This is a genomic window from Paenibacillus sp. HW567 (assembly GCF_000374185.1).
Classification (GTDB): Bacteria; Bacillota; Bacilli; order Paenibacillales; family Paenibacillaceae; genus Paenibacillus_AQ.
Window position 1 is genome coordinate 4,086,123 of record NZ_KB910518.1, and the last position, 19,740, is coordinate 4,105,862.

At 52.9% G+C, this 19,740-nt stretch carries 12 protein-coding genes and 1 other annotated feature; of the genes, 7 read left to right on the forward strand and 5 right to left on the reverse strand.

All coding sequences use genetic code 11. The features are described 5' to 3' along the window. Positions 1-120 precede the first annotated feature (120 nt). From B212_RS33275 to B212_RS0118515, 3 genes are all read right to left on the reverse strand, one after another. Positions 121-6,936, reverse strand: a complete 6,816-nt coding sequence (locus tag B212_RS33275; RefSeq protein WP_051128181.1) for an Ig-like domain-containing protein — start codon at positions 6,934-6,936, stop codon at positions 121-123. Between the two features lie 183 nt (positions 6,937-7,119). Next, positions 7,120-7,455, reverse strand: a complete 336-nt coding sequence (locus B212_RS0118510; RefSeq protein WP_019912472.1) for a type II toxin-antitoxin system PemK/MazF family toxin — start codon at positions 7,453-7,455, stop codon at positions 7,120-7,122. Continuing rightward, positions 7,452-7,718 carry an AbrB/MazE/SpoVT family DNA-binding domain-containing protein gene (locus tag B212_RS0118515; protein WP_036669669.1) on the reverse strand — a complete coding sequence of 89 codons (267 nt, stop codon included), beginning with the start codon at positions 7,716-7,718 and terminating at the stop codon, positions 7,452-7,454. Before B212_RS0118515 ends, B212_RS0118510 begins: the two co-directional genes overlap by 4 nt. A 212-nt stretch (positions 7,719-7,930) precedes the next feature. Here B212_RS0118515 and B212_RS0118520 point away from each other — a divergent pair, with 212 nt between their 5' ends. Next, positions 7,931-8,512, forward strand: a complete 582-nt coding sequence (locus tag B212_RS0118520; RefSeq protein ID WP_019912474.1) for a TIGR00730 family Rossman fold protein — start codon at positions 7,931-7,933, stop codon at positions 8,510-8,512. Between the two features lie 67 nt (positions 8,513-8,579). Here B212_RS0118520 and B212_RS0118525 read toward each other — a convergent pair whose 3' ends face one another. Next, positions 8,580-10,466, reverse strand: coding sequence for a serine hydrolase domain-containing protein (locus B212_RS0118525; protein WP_019912475.1), 1,887 nt, complete (start codon positions 10,464-10,466; stop codon positions 8,580-8,582). Positions 10,467-10,629: 163 nt separating this feature from the next. Between B212_RS0118525 and B212_RS0118530 the strand changes: the two genes are divergently transcribed. Together B212_RS0118530 and B212_RS31845 are read left to right on the forward strand one after the other, a co-directional pair. Beyond that, complete coding sequence (locus B212_RS0118530) at positions 10,630-11,349, forward strand: response regulator transcription factor (protein WP_019912476.1); 720 nt, start codon at positions 10,630-10,632, stop codon at positions 11,347-11,349. 86 nt (positions 11,350-11,435) lie between these two features. Beyond that, positions 11,436-12,392 carry a HAMP domain-containing sensor histidine kinase gene (locus B212_RS31845; protein ID WP_198015871.1) on the forward strand — a complete coding sequence of 319 codons (957 nt, stop codon included), beginning with the start codon at positions 11,436-11,438 and terminating at the stop codon, positions 12,390-12,392. A 71-nt stretch (positions 12,393-12,463) separates the two neighbouring features. Here B212_RS31845 and tyrS read toward each other — a convergent pair whose 3' ends face one another. Further along, positions 12,464-13,723 (reverse strand): tyrosine--tRNA ligase, encoded by a 1,260-nt coding sequence (tyrS, locus tag B212_RS0118540; RefSeq protein WP_028530918.1) that lies wholly within the window; start codon positions 13,721-13,723, stop codon positions 12,464-12,466. Positions 13,724-13,838: 115 nt separating this feature from the next. Beyond that, positions 13,839-14,063, reverse strand: a binding site (T-box leader). Positions 14,064-14,185: 122 nt separating this feature from the next. On the opposite strand from tyrS, the gene B212_RS0118545 reads away from it, so the two are divergent. From B212_RS0118545 to B212_RS0118560, 4 genes are all read left to right on the forward strand, one after another. Further along, positions 14,186-14,827: a TetR/AcrR family transcriptional regulator gene (locus tag B212_RS0118545; protein WP_019912479.1), complete on the forward strand. Its 642-nt coding sequence runs from the start codon at positions 14,186-14,188 to the stop codon at positions 14,825-14,827. Beyond that, the gene (locus B212_RS0118550) at positions 14,824-15,540 is read left to right on the forward strand and encodes an SAM-dependent methyltransferase (RefSeq protein WP_019912480.1); all 717 of its coding nucleotides are present in this window, start codon (positions 14,824-14,826) and stop codon (positions 15,538-15,540) included. Before B212_RS0118545 ends, B212_RS0118550 begins: the two co-directional genes overlap by 4 nt. A gap of 180 nt (positions 15,541-15,720) precedes the next feature. Continuing rightward, positions 15,721-17,364 (forward strand): cellulase family glycosylhydrolase, encoded by a 1,644-nt coding sequence (locus B212_RS31850; RefSeq protein ID WP_019912481.1) that lies wholly within the window; start codon positions 15,721-15,723, stop codon positions 17,362-17,364. Positions 17,365-17,983: 619 nt separating this feature from the next. Next, complete coding sequence (locus tag B212_RS0118560) at positions 17,984-19,483, forward strand: amidase (protein ID WP_019912482.1); 1,500 nt, start codon at positions 17,984-17,986, stop codon at positions 19,481-19,483. The last annotated feature ends 257 nt before the right edge of the window (positions 19,484-19,740 follow it).

The following is a 19,740-nucleotide window of genomic DNA, read 5'->3' on the forward strand; positions in this document are numbered from 1 at the left end:
TAGATACCAGCCCCAGAATAAAACAACAATATTTAAGTACTGATAACTTATCTGTCAACGGCAAAGAGGCCATTGACAGCCATCTTTTGATAGCCGTCAACAGCCCCTTTATCGTTACATTTAATTACTTTGTTCAAATACGTTATTGATCAGGACAGCGGCTTGGGCTCTTGTTGTTGAGAGCTCCGGTCCGAAAGTGTTAGCGCCAAGGCCCGACATTAATCCGGCCTGCTTCAGAGCTGCGATTGCCTCTGCTGCATAACCAGCTATCTTAGACTGGTCGGCAAAAGCATCGGCGGCTGAACTGCCTTTTAAATCCAGGTTCAGCAGCTTCGAAACGCGGTAGGCCATGACCGCCATCTCTTGGCGGGTAATGGTGTCGTTAACGCCAAAGGCTCCGCTTTGCTTGCCGTTGACGATGCCCAGTTTTTCCGCAGATGCAATAGCAGAGGCATACCAGGCTCCTGCCTTTACATCGCTGAAGGTGCTGACGGCCTGATCATCCACCAGGTCAAAAGCGTTCAAGAGCATCGTGATAAATTCTGCCCGGGTTACTGCGGCCGCTGGTTTAAAGCTGCCATCGCCATACCCGCTGATCGCTTCTCTGGCTGCCATCGCTTTTATTGCATCGGCGGCCCATCCGGCTTTTGCCAGATCGGAGAAATTGACCTGCGCATAAGCGGCGGCATATTTGCTGAAATGGGCTGCTTTGAAGATAACCTTCTTCGATTTAGCATCATATCTGCCGTTCTTGACAACTTCAAGCGTACCCTTGTCGGAAATGTAATAAATGACTACCTGCTTAGGATTCTCGTCCGGCTTAAGCGCGTAATCCATTGCGACTTCAACTTGATTTTGCGGTTCAAACGATGTGACCGGAGTTCCGTCAAGCGTCAGTGTGAAATTATAGACCTGAGCGGAGCTGCCTATTGCTCCAAGCAAATCATTCGGAAGTGCAGTCTGATCAACATGCGTAACCGTTAATTGCAGGAGCTTAGCTGCCGCTGCGCTGGACTCTTTAAGCAGATTTGTACTGAACGAGACGCTTGCTCCACCTACATTAATGCTGATCTGATTAACCTTGTCGTTCCCTTGACCCTTCAACTGAGCGACAGGGAGGACTACTGAAACTTCCTTAGTACCCGCATCAGGCTGGATGGCTATCTCCAGTTTGCCGCCTGAGCTAAGACTAATCGCTTGCTCCAGGTCCTGCTGTGACAGGGTTACAGCTACAGCTCCCTGGCTATCCGGTGCTGCCCCCACATTAAGCTTGCCGCTCTGATCAACCGTTACCGTTGGCACGATCCCCTTCGATGGCGATTCATTCCCCGAGTTTCCCGAGTTTCCAGAGTTCCCCGAATCACCTGACCCGGAGGATTTTGCCTGCACCGTAACCGTAGCCGAAGCGGTAAATTTCCCATCCGCAGTGGTTACCGTAATGATTGCCGTTCCCGGAGCTACTGCGGAAACAAGACCCCTAGCGTTGACTGTAGCAACGGAGGCATTGCTGGTGCTCCAGCTCACCGCCTGATTCGTTGCCCCCTTAGGCGCTATCGCAGCCGTTAAGTGCAAATTCCCGCCCTCAGTCAGCGTTGCGGCTGAAGGCGTTACGCTAACACCTGTTACGGCCACCGCTACCGGCGGCGCGGCCTCTACGGTTACCAACGTAGCCGCTGTGAACGAGCCGTCAACGGTCATGACCGTGATCATGGCTGTGCCAGCCTTCTTCGCTGTTATCATACCGCTGGCGCTCACCTCTGCCACTGCTGTATCGCTTGAGCTCCAGCTCACCGCCTGATTCGTCGCATCCTGCGGGGCTACTACCGCGGTCAATTGCGAGCTTTTGCCTTCGGTCAGCGTCACCTTAACCGGTGTTACCTCGACATAAGTCACTCGCACAACAGTTGGCGGCACGGCCTCTACCGTTACTTGTGTGGTTGCCGTAAACGAACCGTCAACGGTTGTAACCGTGATCGTCGCTGTACCCGCCTTCTTCGCTGTCAGCACCCCGCTGGCACTCACCTCTGCCACCGCCGCGTCGCTGGAGCTCCAGCTTACCGCTTGATTTGTCGCATTCTGCGGCGTGACCTGAGCCGTCAACTGCGCACTCATGCCTTCAGTAAGCGTGACCTCAGCCGGAGTCACTTCGACATAAGTGACCTTCACGACAGTTGCCGGCCCCTCAGCCGTCTTAGCGGATGCCACATCCGACTGGTCTGATTCACCTGCAAGATTCACTGCCGTCACTTTGTAATAATACATTGTGGATGCATTCAATCCATTGTTGGTATAAGAAGTGCCTGGCAGCGGTGCAGCATTTAGCTTGACATACTCACCGTCTGCTGAATCCGAGCGGTAGACGTTGTAGCCAGTCGCACCATTTACTGCACTCCAGTTCACCTCGATAGCATTGGCGCTCTTCGCCGCAGCGCTCGGATTGCCCGGAGCTGCCGGGGCAGAAATGACATGAACGTCAATGCTGGCCGAGAATTCATTGCCCCCTGGCAGATTCTTGTACGAATCCACAGTCAGCGTAATCTTGGCGGTGCCTTCGCGGATAGAGGTAACTTCGCCGGTAGCTGCGTCTACTGCTGCCACTTCCGGATCATCCGAAGACCACACAACCGACTTGTAATCCGCATTGCCTTGAAAAATATTGGCGTGAAGCTTGGCCTTCTGCCCTGGAATCAGGTCCAGCCGGTCGTCGGGCAAGTTGGTCCCCTTATAAAAGATCGAGATCCCTTCCACCATAATCGGAATCTTGACCCCGATGGTTTGGCTTGCTGCTATACCAGACTTAGCCGTTAAGGCTATAACTGCCGTGTCGGCAATATCGCCTTGTGTGCCTCCGAGCATAGCGGCTGTTATCTTACCGTTCTGATCAACGGTAACAGCACTCAGATTGGAGGTGGACCAGACGAGACGCGGATCTGCGTTGACCGGGGAAATTTCGGCCGACAAAGCAGCAGAATCGCCGATAACCAGCGTGGACGGTGCATTCTTGAAGACAATGGACTGTACCGGAGCGACGAATCGTCCAAATACCTTGAATTCATTGATCCCGGTCCACTGCTGGGATGATCCGATTTTGATGACTCCCGTCACCGTTAATCTGACATAACGCGCATAAGTGTCTGCCGGAGATACATCGGTAGTAATCACTGCCTCTTTCTTCGTGTGCGCGCTGATAATATCGTTGCGGGTAGCGATATTCGTATAATTCGTGCCGTCTTCGGACACTTCAATCGTATAATTCTGCGCTACCCAGGCATTGACCAGCGTGGAGTCAATGACAGCCGTTTGGCCCAGATCAACCGTAAGGGTCGAAGGAACCACGAATCCGCCTGGCGACCATGCCGATGCATTGTTGCCATCCACTGCATTTCCGGCAGGACTAGCGGCAGCGGACTTGCTCGCCGTTACCGTCTTGCCTTGCGACAAGAGGTCTGTAGCCGTAATCGTCGAGGCAGCCGTAAATCCGCCGTCCTCCGTCGTAGCTGTAATAATTGCAGTACCGGATTGTAACGTCGTGACCAGCCCGTTCTCATCCACAACCGCAACTGCCGGATCGCTCGAGCTCCAGCTTACTTTCGGATTATCGGCGGAAGCCGGGACCACTGCCGAAGTGAGCTGCGCCGTCTTGCCTGCTTCAACCGTTACGGTTTCAGGTGAGACAGTGACACCCGTTACGTTCAGAACATCGGCGACAATCACCGGAATGGTCAAGGAAGCCCCGCCGTCAAGGGCGTTGACGGTCAGTGTCGTCGTACCGTTCTGGATCGCGGTGACGGTTCCCTGGTCACTCACGGTGGCAATTGAGCTGTCGCCTATAGTCCAGCTAAGTCCTTTATCCTTAGCATCGGCAGGCAGCACATCTGCTGTGAGGGCCGCTGCCTCTCCCGCACGGAGGCGGACGGAGCTTACGTTAAGGGTAATTGTTTCTGTCAGCACATTGGTGACAACCACAGAAGCCTGCGCCTTCTTGGCCCCATCCTTCGTTGTGACCGTAACCGTGGCAGTGCCGACATTCTTGCCCGTGATAAGTCCTGTGCTGTCTACTGTCGCCACCTGTTCATCGGAGGACGCCCATGTCACTCCCGGGAACGAAGCATTGGCTGGTGAGACCGTTGCCTTGAGCTGCTTGGTGCGGCCAATGGCCAGCTTCACATCGGTAGCATCCAGCGTGACAGCATCTACCGGCACCTTGGCAACCGTCAGCTCAAAGGACTGGGAAGCCGACCCGTCCATTGCTGAAGCGGTGATCGTCGTCTTGCCGTCCTTCTTGGCGATAACGGTCACACCGGAAGTCACATTGCTTTGCTGGTACAAGATCCCCGGTGTAGCTGTCTGTACAGGTTCACCCAAGAACACAGCTACCGAAGGATCGGACGAAGTAAATTTGACAACCTGATTAGTTGCCACCTGAGGCAGCACTGCCTTGAGCAGCGAGGTTTGGCCTACAATCAGGGACATTGCCCCGCCCGACAGCTCGTTGCCGGTAAGGGTGATACTGCCGGCAGGTACAGCCTGCGTAACCGTAACCGTGCTTGTATCCGTGAAGCCGCCATCCACCGTCCGAACCGTAATCGTGGCGGTGCCTGCCGCCGCGCCTGTGACGATACCGGCTTCATTGACCTTGGCAACGGCTGGATTGGACGATGCCCATGTCATGCGGGAGTTGGTCACTTGGTCCGCAGGAGCGACAGTGGCCACAAGCTGCTTCATGCCGCCTGCTGCGACCTCCACACTCTTGTCCTTCATTGCAATCCCTGTTACACCAGCCGGAGCAACGGCATAAGTAGCCGAATCATCGGAGAATGCAACTTCCCCGCCCAGCGGCTTGGCAATGGGCTTGCCTCTCCACAAATAGGCGTAGGTTCCGTCCAAGGCTTGTCCATCATAGGTGAACAAGGTGCGGTCGCCAACGGAGTTCCCCCATTCCGCAGAGGAACCGCCAGGCAGCCACGGGCTGTTCGGACCATCGTAGCCGTCGCCTTTCTCAATCCATTCAGCGGCCCAGTAGAAGAAGCCTACCTGCTGGTTCGTCGGATTCGGCGCATCCTGTAAGGCCTGCATATAATCAATCAGCCAGTTATATTGGCCCCGCTCTGATTTCTCATAATAGCCGTTCGTAATATTGGAGCCGTTGGACGCTCCGTAGTTGGTTCCCGTGTTGCTGAAGCCCGTCTCCACGAAAATAGCATCCTTATCCGGCCACTTCACCAGATTGTTGCGCAGCATATTGTAGATGGACCCTGTCGGCCGTCCGCCGTACAAGGAATAATCCTGGCCGTCCCATGTGATTCCGGCGGCTGTGTTGGCATCAAACCAGGCATTGGTTGATGCCGGATCATAACCGTTGTTGACATGAAGATGTCCTCTCATTGCCGGAGCAACGTCTTTCATCGCCTGGTAGGCGGCATTGATGAGCTTGGCATAACCCGCACGCCCGCTCGACCATATTTTTCCGTCATCCCATACGATCCCTGCATTCTCTTCATTACCGATCTTGACTATGTCCGGCAGAGCGCCGGCATCGTCCATGCTCTTGAGAAAATCATAATTGTAGTTGTACATCGTCGTCTGAAGCTGATCAAGGCTCTGATTCTGCCATGCCTGAGGTTTGATCGCCTTGCCGGCGCTCATCCAGCCGTCGCTATAGTGGAAGGACGCTACGAACTTCATGTTGTGCGCCTTTGCCCTTTGGGCTAAAGCGATGGTATGTGTTTTGTCAAAATAACCTTTGAGCATCTGATAATCCTGTACCGTGTTCCCCGCTTCAACGAATGTCATCGGCAGGACGGCGTTAACTCCCCGGTTCTGCATAATATCGAAGAAATCCTGGCGTACGCCGTTGGCATAATAATGGCCGTTATAATCCTCGATCAAAGGCAGGAAGGAGATATCGACACCTTTGATAATCGTATTGTCCATTTCGAACAGATCTACGCTGTCAAGGGTCGCGTCAACGGTTCCTGCATTCTCAAGGTAGAGTGTGCCCTGCGTCTCATTAGCGCCAGTCGCGAACCCTACCGTCAGCAAGGAATAGTCCGTTGTTGCAGATGGAGCACTGCGTGCGTTGGTAATACCTGATACGCCGATTTTCACTAGTCCCGCTGCTTGTCCCACCTTGGCTCTTACGGAAGCGATATAGCTCGTATTCGGCTTAAGCGGAACTGCTTGCGATACCTTGGCACCAGCGGCAAGCTTAAGCGCTTTCAATTCAGAATCTGCTCCAGAGGATTGTACTGCTGCATCCCCCGCCGCTGTCCAGCCGTTCAGCCCGTTCTCGAATCCCCAGTTCTGAACCGGATTCTGGTCGCTTAGCTCCAGCGTGAAGGAAGCCTCGTCCATGGAGACTGACATTCCAGGTGCCGCATTCTGAAGGTAGAGGCCGATTGTTGCCTGACCATTGTAGGAGATGACATTGCGCATCACGATCAATACCCAGCCGTCTGCATTTGGATAGCCGTTGATATAAGAGCGGATAACAGGCGCTCCCGTGTTCTTGGCCTCCAGATAAGCGGATGTATCCGGCCCGGAAGAGGAAGCCGCCTTATAGGCGCTTGTCTTAATCCATGCCTGGAAGGTATATGTACCTTGCTCAAGTCCCGTAAAGGTCTGATAAATTCCCGCCGAAGGCGCGTCAAAAGACCCCGTTTTGCTCGTCGAAGCTACGTTTACCGAGTAAGAACCCGTTTTGCCCGCAGCCTGCGTCGTCACTGTCCCCGCCGTCGTAACCGTCTTCCAGCCTGCCGGCGCAGTGGTCACCGCTCCATCCGCTTCAAAGCCCGGATTGGCCAGCAAATTACCGCTCGCGGGTGCGGCGGAAGCAACCGGTGTCCGGTAAGGATCTATCACCCCTAAGAAGTTCACCAGCAGCATGGCTGCCACAACGAACAGAATAAAACATTTTTTTGATCTAAGTCTCGCCATTCAATTCCCTCCCCAGTGAATTTAAACGCTTTCATTAATGACGATAGCATAAGTATCCCAGCCGAAATACCCGACAAAGCTATGATTTACTCTAATTATCAACACAGTTTTCAAAAAAAAGAGACCATGCGTTCCTCTTGGCAAGGAAAAACATAATCTCTTTTAAACTGCCTCAGCACATATTCATGCCAGGATGGATCTCGTATTGCGGAGAACGGCCTTCATACAATCCGACTCGGGGCTGAGATGTCCGACAACTTTGATCCGGCGTTTTACCACATCCAGGCTTTTGAATTGATCAGTCAGAATTACACCCGAAAAAGGCAGCCCCTCCGGTAAAACAACCTCAAATGGATATTCCTTGATCTGTGTCGTAATCGGACATACGACGGCAAAACCGGTTAACTCATTAAAACTGGAATCTGACAGCACAATGGCTGGGCGCCGCCCCGCTTGTTCATGTCCGGTCTGAGGATTAAAGTCAAGCCAAATTAAATCTCCGCGTCTCGGGACTGTCACAACAATTCGTCTCCTTCAATTCCAAGATCGACCTCGTCATGAGATGTGCCCGGTTTTATTTTTGAGAGCAGCATTTGCAAATGAGCGCGCAGATCCTCGTCCGCTTCTTTTGGTTTTTTGACGGGGCGCAATAATAAGTCATTCTCGGGTGTCAGGATAATTTCGACTTCAGATCCTTCTTCCAGGTTCAAGCGCTTAATGAATTGACTGGGTATGCGAATCGCGCTGCTGTGTCCCCACTTACTGAGTGTTACAGTCGTCATGATCCTCGCATCCTTTCCCTTTTGTTGGCTCAATTATACCCCACCGCCTTTACGATGTATATCCTTATGATATACATTTCTGCCAATCCAGATACAAACCATCAGGAATTACCGATGTGCAATCCGCCCAGTGATGTGCTACCGTTAAGATGTGTGCTCCGTGAGAGGCTTCCGGTGAGTTGATCTTACTATGCAAAGGAGAGTTATCAACCATGAAAAGTATCGCTGTATTCTGCGGATCACGTGACGGTGCTTCTCCCGTCTATAAGGAAAGCGCCCATGCGCTGGGGAAAGTGCTGGCAGAACGCGGCATCACCCTCATCTACGGCGGGGCGACTGTCGGTTTGATGGGCGAGGTGGCGGACGCTGCTCTTAATGCCGGCGGGAGCGTGATCGGAGTCCTGCCCCATTTTCTCAAACGCCGGGAAATTGAACACAAGCAGTTGACGGAATTGATCATGGTAGACTCTATGCACGAACGCAAATTAAAAATGTCAGAGCTCGCCGAAGGCTTCATCGCTTTGCCGGGCGGTCCGGGAACGATGGAGGAGTACTTTGAGATTTTTACGTGGGCGCAGCTAGGGCTGCATCAGAAGCCTTGCGGAATCATGAACGTCCAGCATTATTACGACCCGCTCATTGCCCTGCTTGACCAGATGACACGGGAGCAGTTCATGCCGGAGAAGCACCGGTCCATGGTCCTCACCGATACCACGCCCGAGGGCATGATCCGCCAATTTCTGAACTACTCCCCTCCACCAGTGAAAACATATCTAACGGACGAGCGCACCTGAGACGCGGCTCTTCTACTAGAAAGGCTGTCGGACCCTTGGAGGGTTGACAGCCTTTTAACTCTGCAAGCTATGAGAAATGGATGGACAGCATATTCCAATAGAATAAAAACGCTGAATACGCAATGGAGCCGGCTGCAGCAGCGCAGCGTGCCAGCGGAGCCCCTTTATCCCGCAAGCCCTTAGCGCCATCCCGCCAGATCAGATGAACTGCAGCAATCACAGAGAGAAATGGCAATGAAGAAACTCCCCAAGCATACCATGCGGGATACCCGAAGGTGATTGCCGAATTGCCGTAGTTTAACTGAACGATCAGAAAGACGGTCAGGGATAATGTAATTATGCCTATATGCAGGGATACAGGCTTATTAGTCTTGTGGAACAAGCGCAGTACATAACGGATCAGCCAGATTAGGAACAGCACCAAAATTAATAATCCGCAGCCCAGGTACAGCGCAATAAGCGTGGAAGGCTGCTGCCAGAACTCCGGCGCCTCTTCCATAGTGGTTCCCTGGATATAGGTCATGCGGAAATTATGCTGCCGGTCGAACCATAGCTGCTGCGTGCCGCCTTGTTCCTGGAACAGATCCTCTGCAACCGGTACAAAAAGCTTCTCCCGCTGTTCCCCCGTCCCGTCTGGAAGTACCCCGCTCAGGATCACCCCGCCTTCAGCCGCTGTAATCTTGAATTTCTTGCCGCCAAGAAAATACAACCATTTGCCCCAGCCCTGCTGCGGCGCGGGAGCAGATAAATAGGTATGCTCATATTTCCGCAACTGTTCCAGGGAAAGCGGCAATGGCTTCACAGCGGTTGCTGCTCCTGTAATAAGTCCGGTAATCGCATCCGTTATTTTATCGTTTATATTCACGCCTTCCGCAGCTCCGTTGCTGACGATCAGAATACCAAGCTTCTGCGAGGGAATCAGCTCCATTTTGGCGCTGAAGCCTTCAATGTCTCCGGTATGCGTCAGCGTCAGGCTTCCATCGGCAAGCCGCCCCCTAAAGAGGCCATATCCTACTCCTGCCACATCCGGGTGCTCGGCAAATTGGCTCTGCTCCATCTGATCTACGCTGGAAGGCTCAAGGATATCCGTACCCCGGAACGCCCCCCGGTTCAGCAGTGCAATCATGAAATGGGCGAACTCATTGGGAACGACACTAAGCCCCCCTGCCCCCGGAATGCTTAAATAAGTGTAAGGAATTTCATGGTACGCTCCCCCGGAATACTCATAGGATTTCGCCATGTCCGGGCTGCCCGCCGGAACTGTCAGGCTTGCACTGGACATTTTAAGCGGTGTGAACAGATTCTTGCCCATATACTCACCCAGGCCCGAACCGGTAACCTGTTCAATGACATTGCCGACGAGACCCATACCTGCATTGCTGTATTCATATTCCTGGCCTGGTTCCCTAACCGGAGTCTGCGGGCTTACATATTCGCGCAAATATTGTTCTGCGGACAGCGTATCTTCGCGCGAAGAAGCATTTATTCTGTACACAAATTCATCCAGACCGGAAGTATGCGTCAGCAGATGGTGCAGCGTAATGGGCTGATCCTCGAAAACCGGAAGCTTGTACGTACGCAAAAAACGGTTAACATCCTCATGCAGCGTCAGCTTTCCCTGCTCTGTCAGTTGCATGGCGGCTGCGGCAGTGAGCGTTTTGGTAATTGAGCCTACACGCATGACCGTCCGGGCAGGGTCCACTGGAAGCTTTTGCTCCACATTTGCGTAACCATAGCCCTTGCTCCAAATTATCTGCTCTCCCTGGGTCACAACCACCGCCGTGCCGGGAACATGCCGGTTGTCCAGCCCGTCCTGCATAATCGGATCAACAATTTGTTCAAGCTGGCCGGCAGTCAAGGCGTCAGGTGCAGCCGCCGCTTCAGCCCCGCCACAGCCAAGCAGCAATGTAAATAGAACCGGCAAGATAAGCAGCCTTTGGGATATGATCCTCATCCATATAACCTCCATGTCGTATTGAGTTTTACGGATTCAGCATAAGACCCGCTTCTGTCTCCAATCTTCCCTCAATCTTAAATTTACCTTACAATAGCTGGATACAAGGATAAGGATGCTACACTGGGAAAAAGCAAGCTATCTTGGAAGGGGTATAGCCACAATGAGCAGAACCGTCTTGCTGGCGGATGATGATCCGGATATTGTAGAGCTGCTGAGGATGTTCCTGGAGACGGAGAATCTGCAGGTACTCGAAGCGCGCAACGGCGCTGAAGCCTGGAGACATATCTGTGAACAGAAAATAGACCTGGCTGTCATTGATATCATGATGCCCGAGATGGACGGCATCCGGCTGCTTAAGCAGTTGCGTGCGGAATACACCATTCCGGTTATTTTTATTTCCGCCAAAAATCAGGACAGCGACAAAATCCTCGGCCTTCAGCTTGGTGCGGATGATTTCATAGCCAAGCCCTTTAATCCGCTGGAGGTGGTGGCGCGTGTGCAGGCCATGCTCAGACGGACTTATGAATTTAATGATCCCGCTGCCGAAGAACCTAAGGAGCATGTAGAGCCAACCATCATCGGGCCCTTGAAGCTGGATCATCAGGATTGCATGCTGTACAAGGAGGATCATGAAATCCCGCTGACCGCCATTGAATATAACCTGCTGCGGACCTTAATGGGTGCTCCGGGCCGGGTCTGGACCAAAAGACAGCTATTCGAGCAGGTGTGGGACGATGATTATTTTGAAGATGCCAACACCATTATGGTTCATATGTCGCGGCTCAGAGAGAAAATCGAAGACAACCCCAGACAGCCGGTATTTATCCGCACCATACGGGGCCTTGGCTACAAGTTCGCAAGAAAGGATGAATTCCGCTGAAGTCAAACACCCTTTTGTCCAGGCTGGTCAAATCCTATATTCTGTTCACATGTACACTCGGTGCAGTTTTTATAGGGTTTCTGATAGTGGTTGTCGACGTGGACCAGGGCACCATTACGGTTACTATCTACTCGCTGCTGCCTCTGCTGCTCCTGTTCGGCCTGAATGTCTTGTTCTACAGTCTGTGGACCTCCAGAAAAATCACCAAGCCGCTGGGGCAGATTGCCGAAGGCATCCGGGAAATGCAGCAGGGCAGGTTTCAAAAGCGGTTGAACATCAAGGCAAGCGATGAATTCGTACAGGTACAGCAATATTTCAATGACATGGCCGAATCGCTGCAGCGGACAGAAGCCGAGAACCACAGACTGCAGATGAGCAAGGACCGGATGCTGGTGGACCTTTCCCATGATTTGAAGACCCCCATCACCACCATTCAGGGCTACGCCAAAGCGCTGCAGCTCGGATATGCCGACAATGAGGACAAGAGGGAGAAGTATTTGCAGCTCATATATACCAAATCCCAGTTTGTCACCGCGCTCATTGATGATATTTTCCAAATGTCCAAGCTGGATAGCCCTGATTTTCCCGTAAACATGGAGCCTGGAGATATTGCAGAGCTGCTTAGAGAAGCAACGGCAGATTATTATGAGCAATTTGAGGATAAGCAGTTCGTATTGAATGTAGAAATTCCATCTGACGAAGTGCGGGTCCCCCATGATGCTGTCCTGATGCGGCGCGCCCTCTCCAATCTGCTGTCGAATGCACTGCGGTACAACCCCAAAGGCACAGAGGTCGCCATCCGGCTGGAGCAAAAAAAGGATTCGGTGCGGATTGCGATCATCGACAACGGTGTCGGCATTTCCGATGAATTGAAGGCGGTAATCTTTGAGCCTTTTGTGCGGGGAGATTCCTCCAGGCAAGGAGACGGAGGAACCGGCTTGGGACTTGCCATCGCCAGGAAAATGATGCAGCGGCAGGGCGGTGAACTGGTACTGGATAACCGTGCCAACCGGACTGCGTTTGAACTTGTGCTATATCAGTGAGCAAAAAAAATGCCGCCAACCCCTCTGAGGTTGACGGCTTGTGCTTGTTTGCGGATCGTCCGCTTGCAGCCTTAGCCCAGCTTGACCAGGCTGTAATTCTTCTTGCCCTTGCGGATGATGATGAAACGTCCGCCGATGGCATCCCCGGCAGTCACTTCCACCGCGACATCAGTAACACGCTCGCCGTTCAGCGAAATCGCTCCCTTGGTGATGTCCTCGCGCGCCTGGCGCTTGGACGGCTCAATGCCTAAGTCCACCAGCCAGTCCACGATGTTCTTCGAATCCTTGGTTGCGGTGTAGGTTGGCATTTCCTTGAAGCCTTCCTCGATTTCCTCCGCAGTCAGCGAGCGGATATCTCCGCTGAACAGCGCTGCGGTAATGCGCTTCGCCTGCTCCAGCAGCTCCTCGCTGTGCACGAACCGGGTCATTTCTTCCGCCAGCGTTTTTTGGGCTTCGCGTTTATGAGGCTCCGTCTCCACCTTCTCCGCCAGCGCTTCGATTTCTTCCTTCGTCAGGAACGTGAAGTACTTGAGGTATTTCACCACATCGCGGTCGTCGGTGTTGGCCCAGAACTGGTAGAACTCGTACGGCGTTGTTTTCTTCGGATCGAGCCATACGGCGCCGCCGGCGGTTTTGCCGAATTTGGTGCCGTCCGCTTTGAGCATCAGCGGGATGGTCAGACCGAAGACCTTGGCTTCGCCGCCTTCTTTTTTACGGATCAGGTCCAGTCCGCTTGTGATATTCCCCCATTGGTCAGAGCCGCCGATCTGCAATTGCACATCCTCATGCTGGTACAGATGCAGGTAGTCGATGGACTGCAGAATCTGGTAGGAGAATTCAGTGAACGAAATCCCGCTCTCCAGACGGCTGGAGACTACATCCTTCGCAAGCATCGTGTTGATGCTGAAGTTTTTGCCATAATCTCTTAAGAACTCAATGACGTTAATCTTCTGCGTCCAGTCGTAGTTGTTGACCATACGCACCTGATTATCGCCTTCGGTCACAAACAGCTTCTTCATTTGCGCAGTCAGCGCATCCACATTCTCCTGCACCTGCTCCATCGTCTGGAGGGAACGCTCACTCTGGCGGCCGCTCGGATCGCCGATTGTGCCTGTGGCTCCGCCGATCAGGATCACCGGACGGTGTCCGGCGAGCTGGAAGCGTTTCAGCACCATGAATGGAATCAGGTGGCCAATATGCATGCTGTCGCCCGTAGGATCAACGCCGCAGTAGAGCGATACGGCCTTCGTCTCCGTCAATTCGCGCAATCCTTCGGCATCCGTCTGCTGGTTAATCGCGTCGCGCCATTCCAGTTCATCAATAATGTTCAAGCTGTACAGCCCCTTTATTCGAATTTTCGTATCCATATACACGTTGAGCAAGCAGCGCCGCCTGCAAATCCCGGTGGTTCAGGCCACAAAAAAATCGCCCCCTTGTCTAATCAGACACAGGGACGACTATAATTAACCGTGTTACCACCCAAATTGCACGGACAGCCTGACGGCCAGATCCGCACCACTCACAGCGAGTTAACGTTCGCTTGATTCCGCTTGGCATTACCCAAGATACTCCAGAGTGTAATTCGCAATCCTTGTGTGTACCGGGTTCCATCACCCCCCGGCTTTCTGTGACAGGGACAAAGGCTGCTACTGTCTCGTTCAACGTATGTAAGCTATAAGATTACTGAAAGTATAGTCAATTCCAAATTTGTTGTCAATGTTTTGACAGGTAAACCATCGTTTACTACAATATAAGGTGAACGATGGTTTACTGCTTTTGAGAGGGGTTTTTAGATGCCGGGTACAAAAGAAAATATTTTGCATACCGCACTCCGCTTGTTCGCGCGAGATGGCTATGAAGCTGTTTCCGTTAGCGCTGTTTCCGGGGAGCTTGGAATGACAAAAGGCGCTTTGTATAAGCACTACAAGAATAAGCGGGATATATTTGACAGCATTGTAGAGCGTATCTATCAAATGGATGATGAGCGGGCGCAGCAGTTTGAGGTTCCAGCAGAGGTATTCGAGAAAGCGCCATTGCCATACCACCATACTTCTGTAGATAACATTGACGCTTTCATCAAGGCGCAATTCCGTTTTTGGACAGAGGATGAATTTGGCTGCAATTTCCGCAGAATGATTACATTGGAGCAATACAGAAATCCTGATATGGCAGAGCTGTATCAAAAGTGCCTTGCCGGCGGGCCGGTAGATTATATGGAGGATTTGTTTCGCGAAATGATAGAACAAGGTGCTTTGAGCAAAAGTAATCCGAAGCAATTAGCACTTGAGTTTTATGCACCATTTCACCTGCTGTTGAGTATTTACGACGTATCCGCGGACAAAGAGAAAGGCGCGAAGCTCCTGGCGGCGCACATCGAGCGCTTTATGCAAAAAAACACAGCGAAAATGAATAAAGAAAAGGAGCAATCACAATGAAATATATGATAAGCCAAAAATACAATACGCCCGAATTACAAGCAAAAATGATGGGGCCTAACCCCTTAAAATTGCAGGAGGAAATGCTTATCCAGCATAACATTCCTGCCGGAAGCCTTGTTTGCGACTTGGGCAGCGGGCAAGGGGTTACCAGCATTATGCTTGCTCAAGATTACGGGTTCACTGTTTACGCCGCCGATCTTTGGAGCGAACCGCAGGTAAACCGGGATTTTTGGGATGAGATGGGGTTAACCCGCGAACAGATTATACCGGTCAAGGCCGACGCCACCAATTTGCCATTTGAAAAAGAATTTTTCGATGCGGTAGTAAGCACGGATTCTTATAATTATTGGGGACGCGACCCGGAATACCTGGATGCAAAGCTACTGCCTTTCGTCAAAAGCGGCGGTTATATTTATGCCTGTGTTCCCGGTATGAAAAAAGATTGCCATGATAATCTGCCGGAAGAATTACTTCTCTCATGGACGCCGGAACAGCTTATCTACCTGCGTGATATTCACTACTGGACAGAAATTTTAAATCAATGTAAAGACGCCAACGTCATTTCCATCTACGAGATGGAGGGCAATGAGGAGCTCTGGGACGTGTGGCTGAACCAAGAAAATGAGATTGCGGTTAATGACCGCAAAACAATGGAAGCCGGCGGCGGGAAATACTTGAACTTTATCGCTTTTGTACTGCAAAAGAAGTAAATAAGGGTGTGATGATTTTTTTGTTATCCTAACTATATAAACATACCCAAACAAACCTTTTTATGTTATCTTGGATATATATGGATGTCAGGAGGTGGTCTGGGGCCAGGTTCGTCATACACTTCTGAGAGTATACGCAGACAAAATGAAAAATCCAATGTTGACAAGGAGGAACTTGTAATGAAATCCGGCAAGCGTTTTTCGTTCCGAAGCTTTAGTCTTGTAGCTTTAGCCTGTGCACTTCTCCTCTCCTTCTCTATTCCTCAGAAGCAAGCGGCAGCGGCGGGGGCCTCGGTTAAGGGCTTTTATGTAAGCGGTACCAAGTTATATGACGCAACAGGCAGCCCCTTTGTAATGAGAGGTGTCAATCATGCCCATACCTGGTACAAAAACGATCTGGCGACAGCCATTCCGGCCATTGCGGCAACCGGCTCCAATACAATTCGCATCGTGCTGTCCAATGGGAGCAAGTGGTCCCTCGACAGCCTGTCCGATGTGAAGAATATCCTCGCGCTGTGCGATCAATACAAGCTGACTGCCATGCTTGAGGTGCATGACGCGACCGGCTCGGACAACGCCTCCGACCTGAACGCGGCCGTGAACTATTGGATCAGCATCAAGGATGCCCTGATTGGCAAAGAAGACCGGGTCATCGTCAACATTGCGAACGAATGGTTCGGCTCCTGGGGTACAGCTTCCTGGGCCAGCGCCTACCAGTCCGCCATTCCCGCCCTCCGGGCTGCCGGAATCAAGAACACGCTGGTTGTAGATGCCGCAGGGTGGGGACAATATCCAACCTCCATCTTCACAAGCGGCAATGCCGTGTTCAATTCCGACCCTTTGCGCAATACCATCTTCTCCATCCATATGTATGAATATGCCGGAGGAACAGCAGCAACAGTGAAAAGCAACATCGATAACGCCCTCGCCATTGGTGTGCCGGTCATTGTCGGTGAGTTCGGCTTCAAGCATACCGGCGGAGATGTAGACGAAGCGACGATAATGAGCTATTCACAGGAAAAAGGCGTCGGATGGCTGGCTTGGTCCTGGTACGGAAACGGCGGAGGGGTCGAATATCTCGACTTGTCTAACGGACCTTCCGGCAACTTAACCGATTGGGGCAAAACCGTTGTGAATGGCTCCTATGGAACACTCGCAACCTCTGTGCTGGGCAAAATCTACACGACTCCCGGCTATGTGCCTGTTCCTGATAACGGCCCGACGCCTACGCCAACCGCTACGCCTGCAACGACACCTACACCTACACCTACTGCAACACCAACAACTACTGCAACGCCTACACCTACTGCAACACCTACACCAACCGCGACCCCGACTGCAACTGTAACACCTACGCCAACCTCGACGCCTACCGGAGGGCTTGCGCTGTATTACCGGACTGCGGATACAAATGCTACCGACAGCCAGATCAAGCCCCATTTCTATATTAAAAATAACGGCAGCTCCGCCGTCAGCCTAAGCGGGCTGAAGATCCGTTACTACTTCACCAAAGACGGATCACAGCCGCTTAGCGGCGCTATTGACTGGGCCCAGCTTGGTGCGGCGAACGTGACGCTGACCTTTGGGACCGCAAATGCCGCGGGTGCGGATTCCTACGCGGAAGTCGGCTTTACCTCTGGAGCGGGCAGTCTCCCGGCCGGAGCGCAGACCGGAGATATCCAGCTTCGTCTGTTCAAAAGCGACTGGAGCAATTTTAACGAGACCAACGACTATTCCTTTGATGCGGCCAAGACAGCCTACAGCCTCTGGAATCATGTCACCCTGTACCAGAACGGCACACTGGTGTCCGGTTTAGAGCCTTAAGCTCTGGAAATACCAGGCTAGACCTTTGTTAGGGAGTGCGATCAGCCGCCGCGGCTGACCACACTCCCTTTGTCTATAGCTTCGCTCCCCATCATCGGATACAGCACCGGTTCTAAAGCTGTGACTTAGAACGAATTGTGGTTCGGGGAGAGAGGATTCGTCGAATCCATCCTCCTGTTCCTGACGGACCGTAGAGCCTTTATTTTCCCGAAAGAGATACATTTAGCCGAGCCAACGGACCGTAAAGCACTTATTGCCTCTTCAGCAGGTATATTTGGAGTGAATGTCCGCCCATAAAGGCACTGGAGTCCGTTCGCTTGCGGAAAAACGACTTCGGGTAGACATAAGAGCGGCTCAGTCCGTTTACAAACGGGCAGACTCTTCCGAACAGGAGATGGTTCTGTTCGCGGGTCCTGATAAGCGCAGCGTAATCTCTACGCTCTAATCCGTTCGGCGGAGATCGTTTGAACTCCAACATTTCGAGTCTGACGATCTACTGGTGTATAATGCAGGGAGTGTGTCTGCTTGTTCGCAATTGATACATAAGCTTCACCCGTTCAAATAATACAGTTCAGCGGATTGCAGCTATGGCATCCCTGCCGGAAAGAGGTTATACATCATGAAGATTTCCGAATATTCCACATATGATGCGTTGGGTCTTGCAGCGCTGGTCAAAGCGCGGGAGGTCTCGCCGCGAGAGCTTGCCGAAGCCGCGTTCGCCCGGATGGACGAAGTGAATCCGCTCCTGAATGCGGTGGTCCGCACCCGCCGGGAGGCCGCACTGAAAGAGGCCGATGAGATGCCGGTCCAAGACAGCTCCCGGCCGTTTGCCGGAGTACCCTTCCTGCTGAAGGACATCTCGCAGGCCATCGGCGGACAACCGCTTACCTCCGGCGCACTGCTGATGAAGGACCATATCGCCAAGAGGGATTCGAACTTTGTGGCCCGGATTCGAAGCGGCGGATTTATTCCGCTCGGCCACACGAACACCCCTGAATTCGGGCTCAAAAATATTACCGAGCCCCTGCTGCACGGGCCTGCGCGAAATCCGTGGAACACTGAATTCTCGCCCGGAGGCTCAAGCGGCGGCGCCGCGGCGGCGGTTGCCGCAGGGATCGTGCCGGCAGCGGGAGCCAGCGACGGAGGCGGCTCGATCCGTATCCCGGCCTCGTTCACCGGCCTGTTCGGGCTGAAGCCGACACGCGGACGCACGCCGGTAGGGCCGGGGGTCGGCCGCCAGTGGCAGGGTGCCTCCATCGACTTCGCGTTGACGCGGTCGGTGCGCGACAGCGCAGCGATGCTTGATCTGCTGCAGACCTTGCAGCCGGAGGCCGCTTTCCAGACCCCGCTGTATCCCGGGGTATATCTGGACGATCTCCCGAAGCCCATGCAGAGGAAGCTGCGGATTGCATTCACGACGGCCTCTCCGGTCGGAACGCCCGTCGCAGCAGAAGCTGTAACAGCCGTGTTAAAAACCGTAAAGTGGCTGCAGGCAGAGGGACATGAGGTGGAAGAAAGGCTGAGCCCGGTAAACGGTGTGAGGCTGATGGAGAATTATTATACGATGAATGCCGGAGAAGTGGCGGCGATGTTCCAATCGCTGGAGAGCGGACTAGGCCGCAGCATTAAGGCAAGTGAGGTTGATATCGTAACCTGGGTGCTGGGTGAAGCGGGCAAGAAGGTCACCGCAGCCGAATTTGTGCACAGTCTGAACGAATGGGACGTAGCTGCCGCGCAAATGGCGGCTCTGCTGGGACGCTACGACCTCTATATCACGCCTGCCAATGCCAATTCCGCGCCCAAGGTCGGGGAGCTTACCCAGCAGCCGGAGGAAATTGATAATCTGCTGCACGTAAGCGGGCTGCCCAAGGAAGAGCAGCGGAGGATGATCTATGAAATGTTCGAGCCCAGCCTGACTTACACCCCTTTCACGCAGCTTGCCAATCTGACCGGCCAGCCGGCGATGAGTGTGCCGGTACACCTTACACCGGAAGGACTGCCCATCGGCGTCCAGGTTATGGCTTCCAAGGGCCGTGAGGAGCTGCTGCTGCAGCTTGCCGCCCAGCTTGAGCAGTCGGAGCTGTGGGTGGGCATGAAGGGCAATCCGCTATTTCCTTGAATGGAACACTAGATCAGCAGCAGGTTCTAAATCAGTGCCTTAGAACGCAGCCTTTGCGGTTCGGGGACAGAGGGGTCGTCATATCCATTGCAGTTCGGAGACAGAAGAGGTCGTCATATCCATTGCAGTTCGGAGACAGAGGGGGTCGTCATATCCGTCCTCCCCTGATCCTTACGGACCGTGAAGCGCTTATTTATCCGAGAGGGGTACATTTAGCCAAGCGAACGGACCGTAAAGCGCTTATTGCCTCTTCGGCA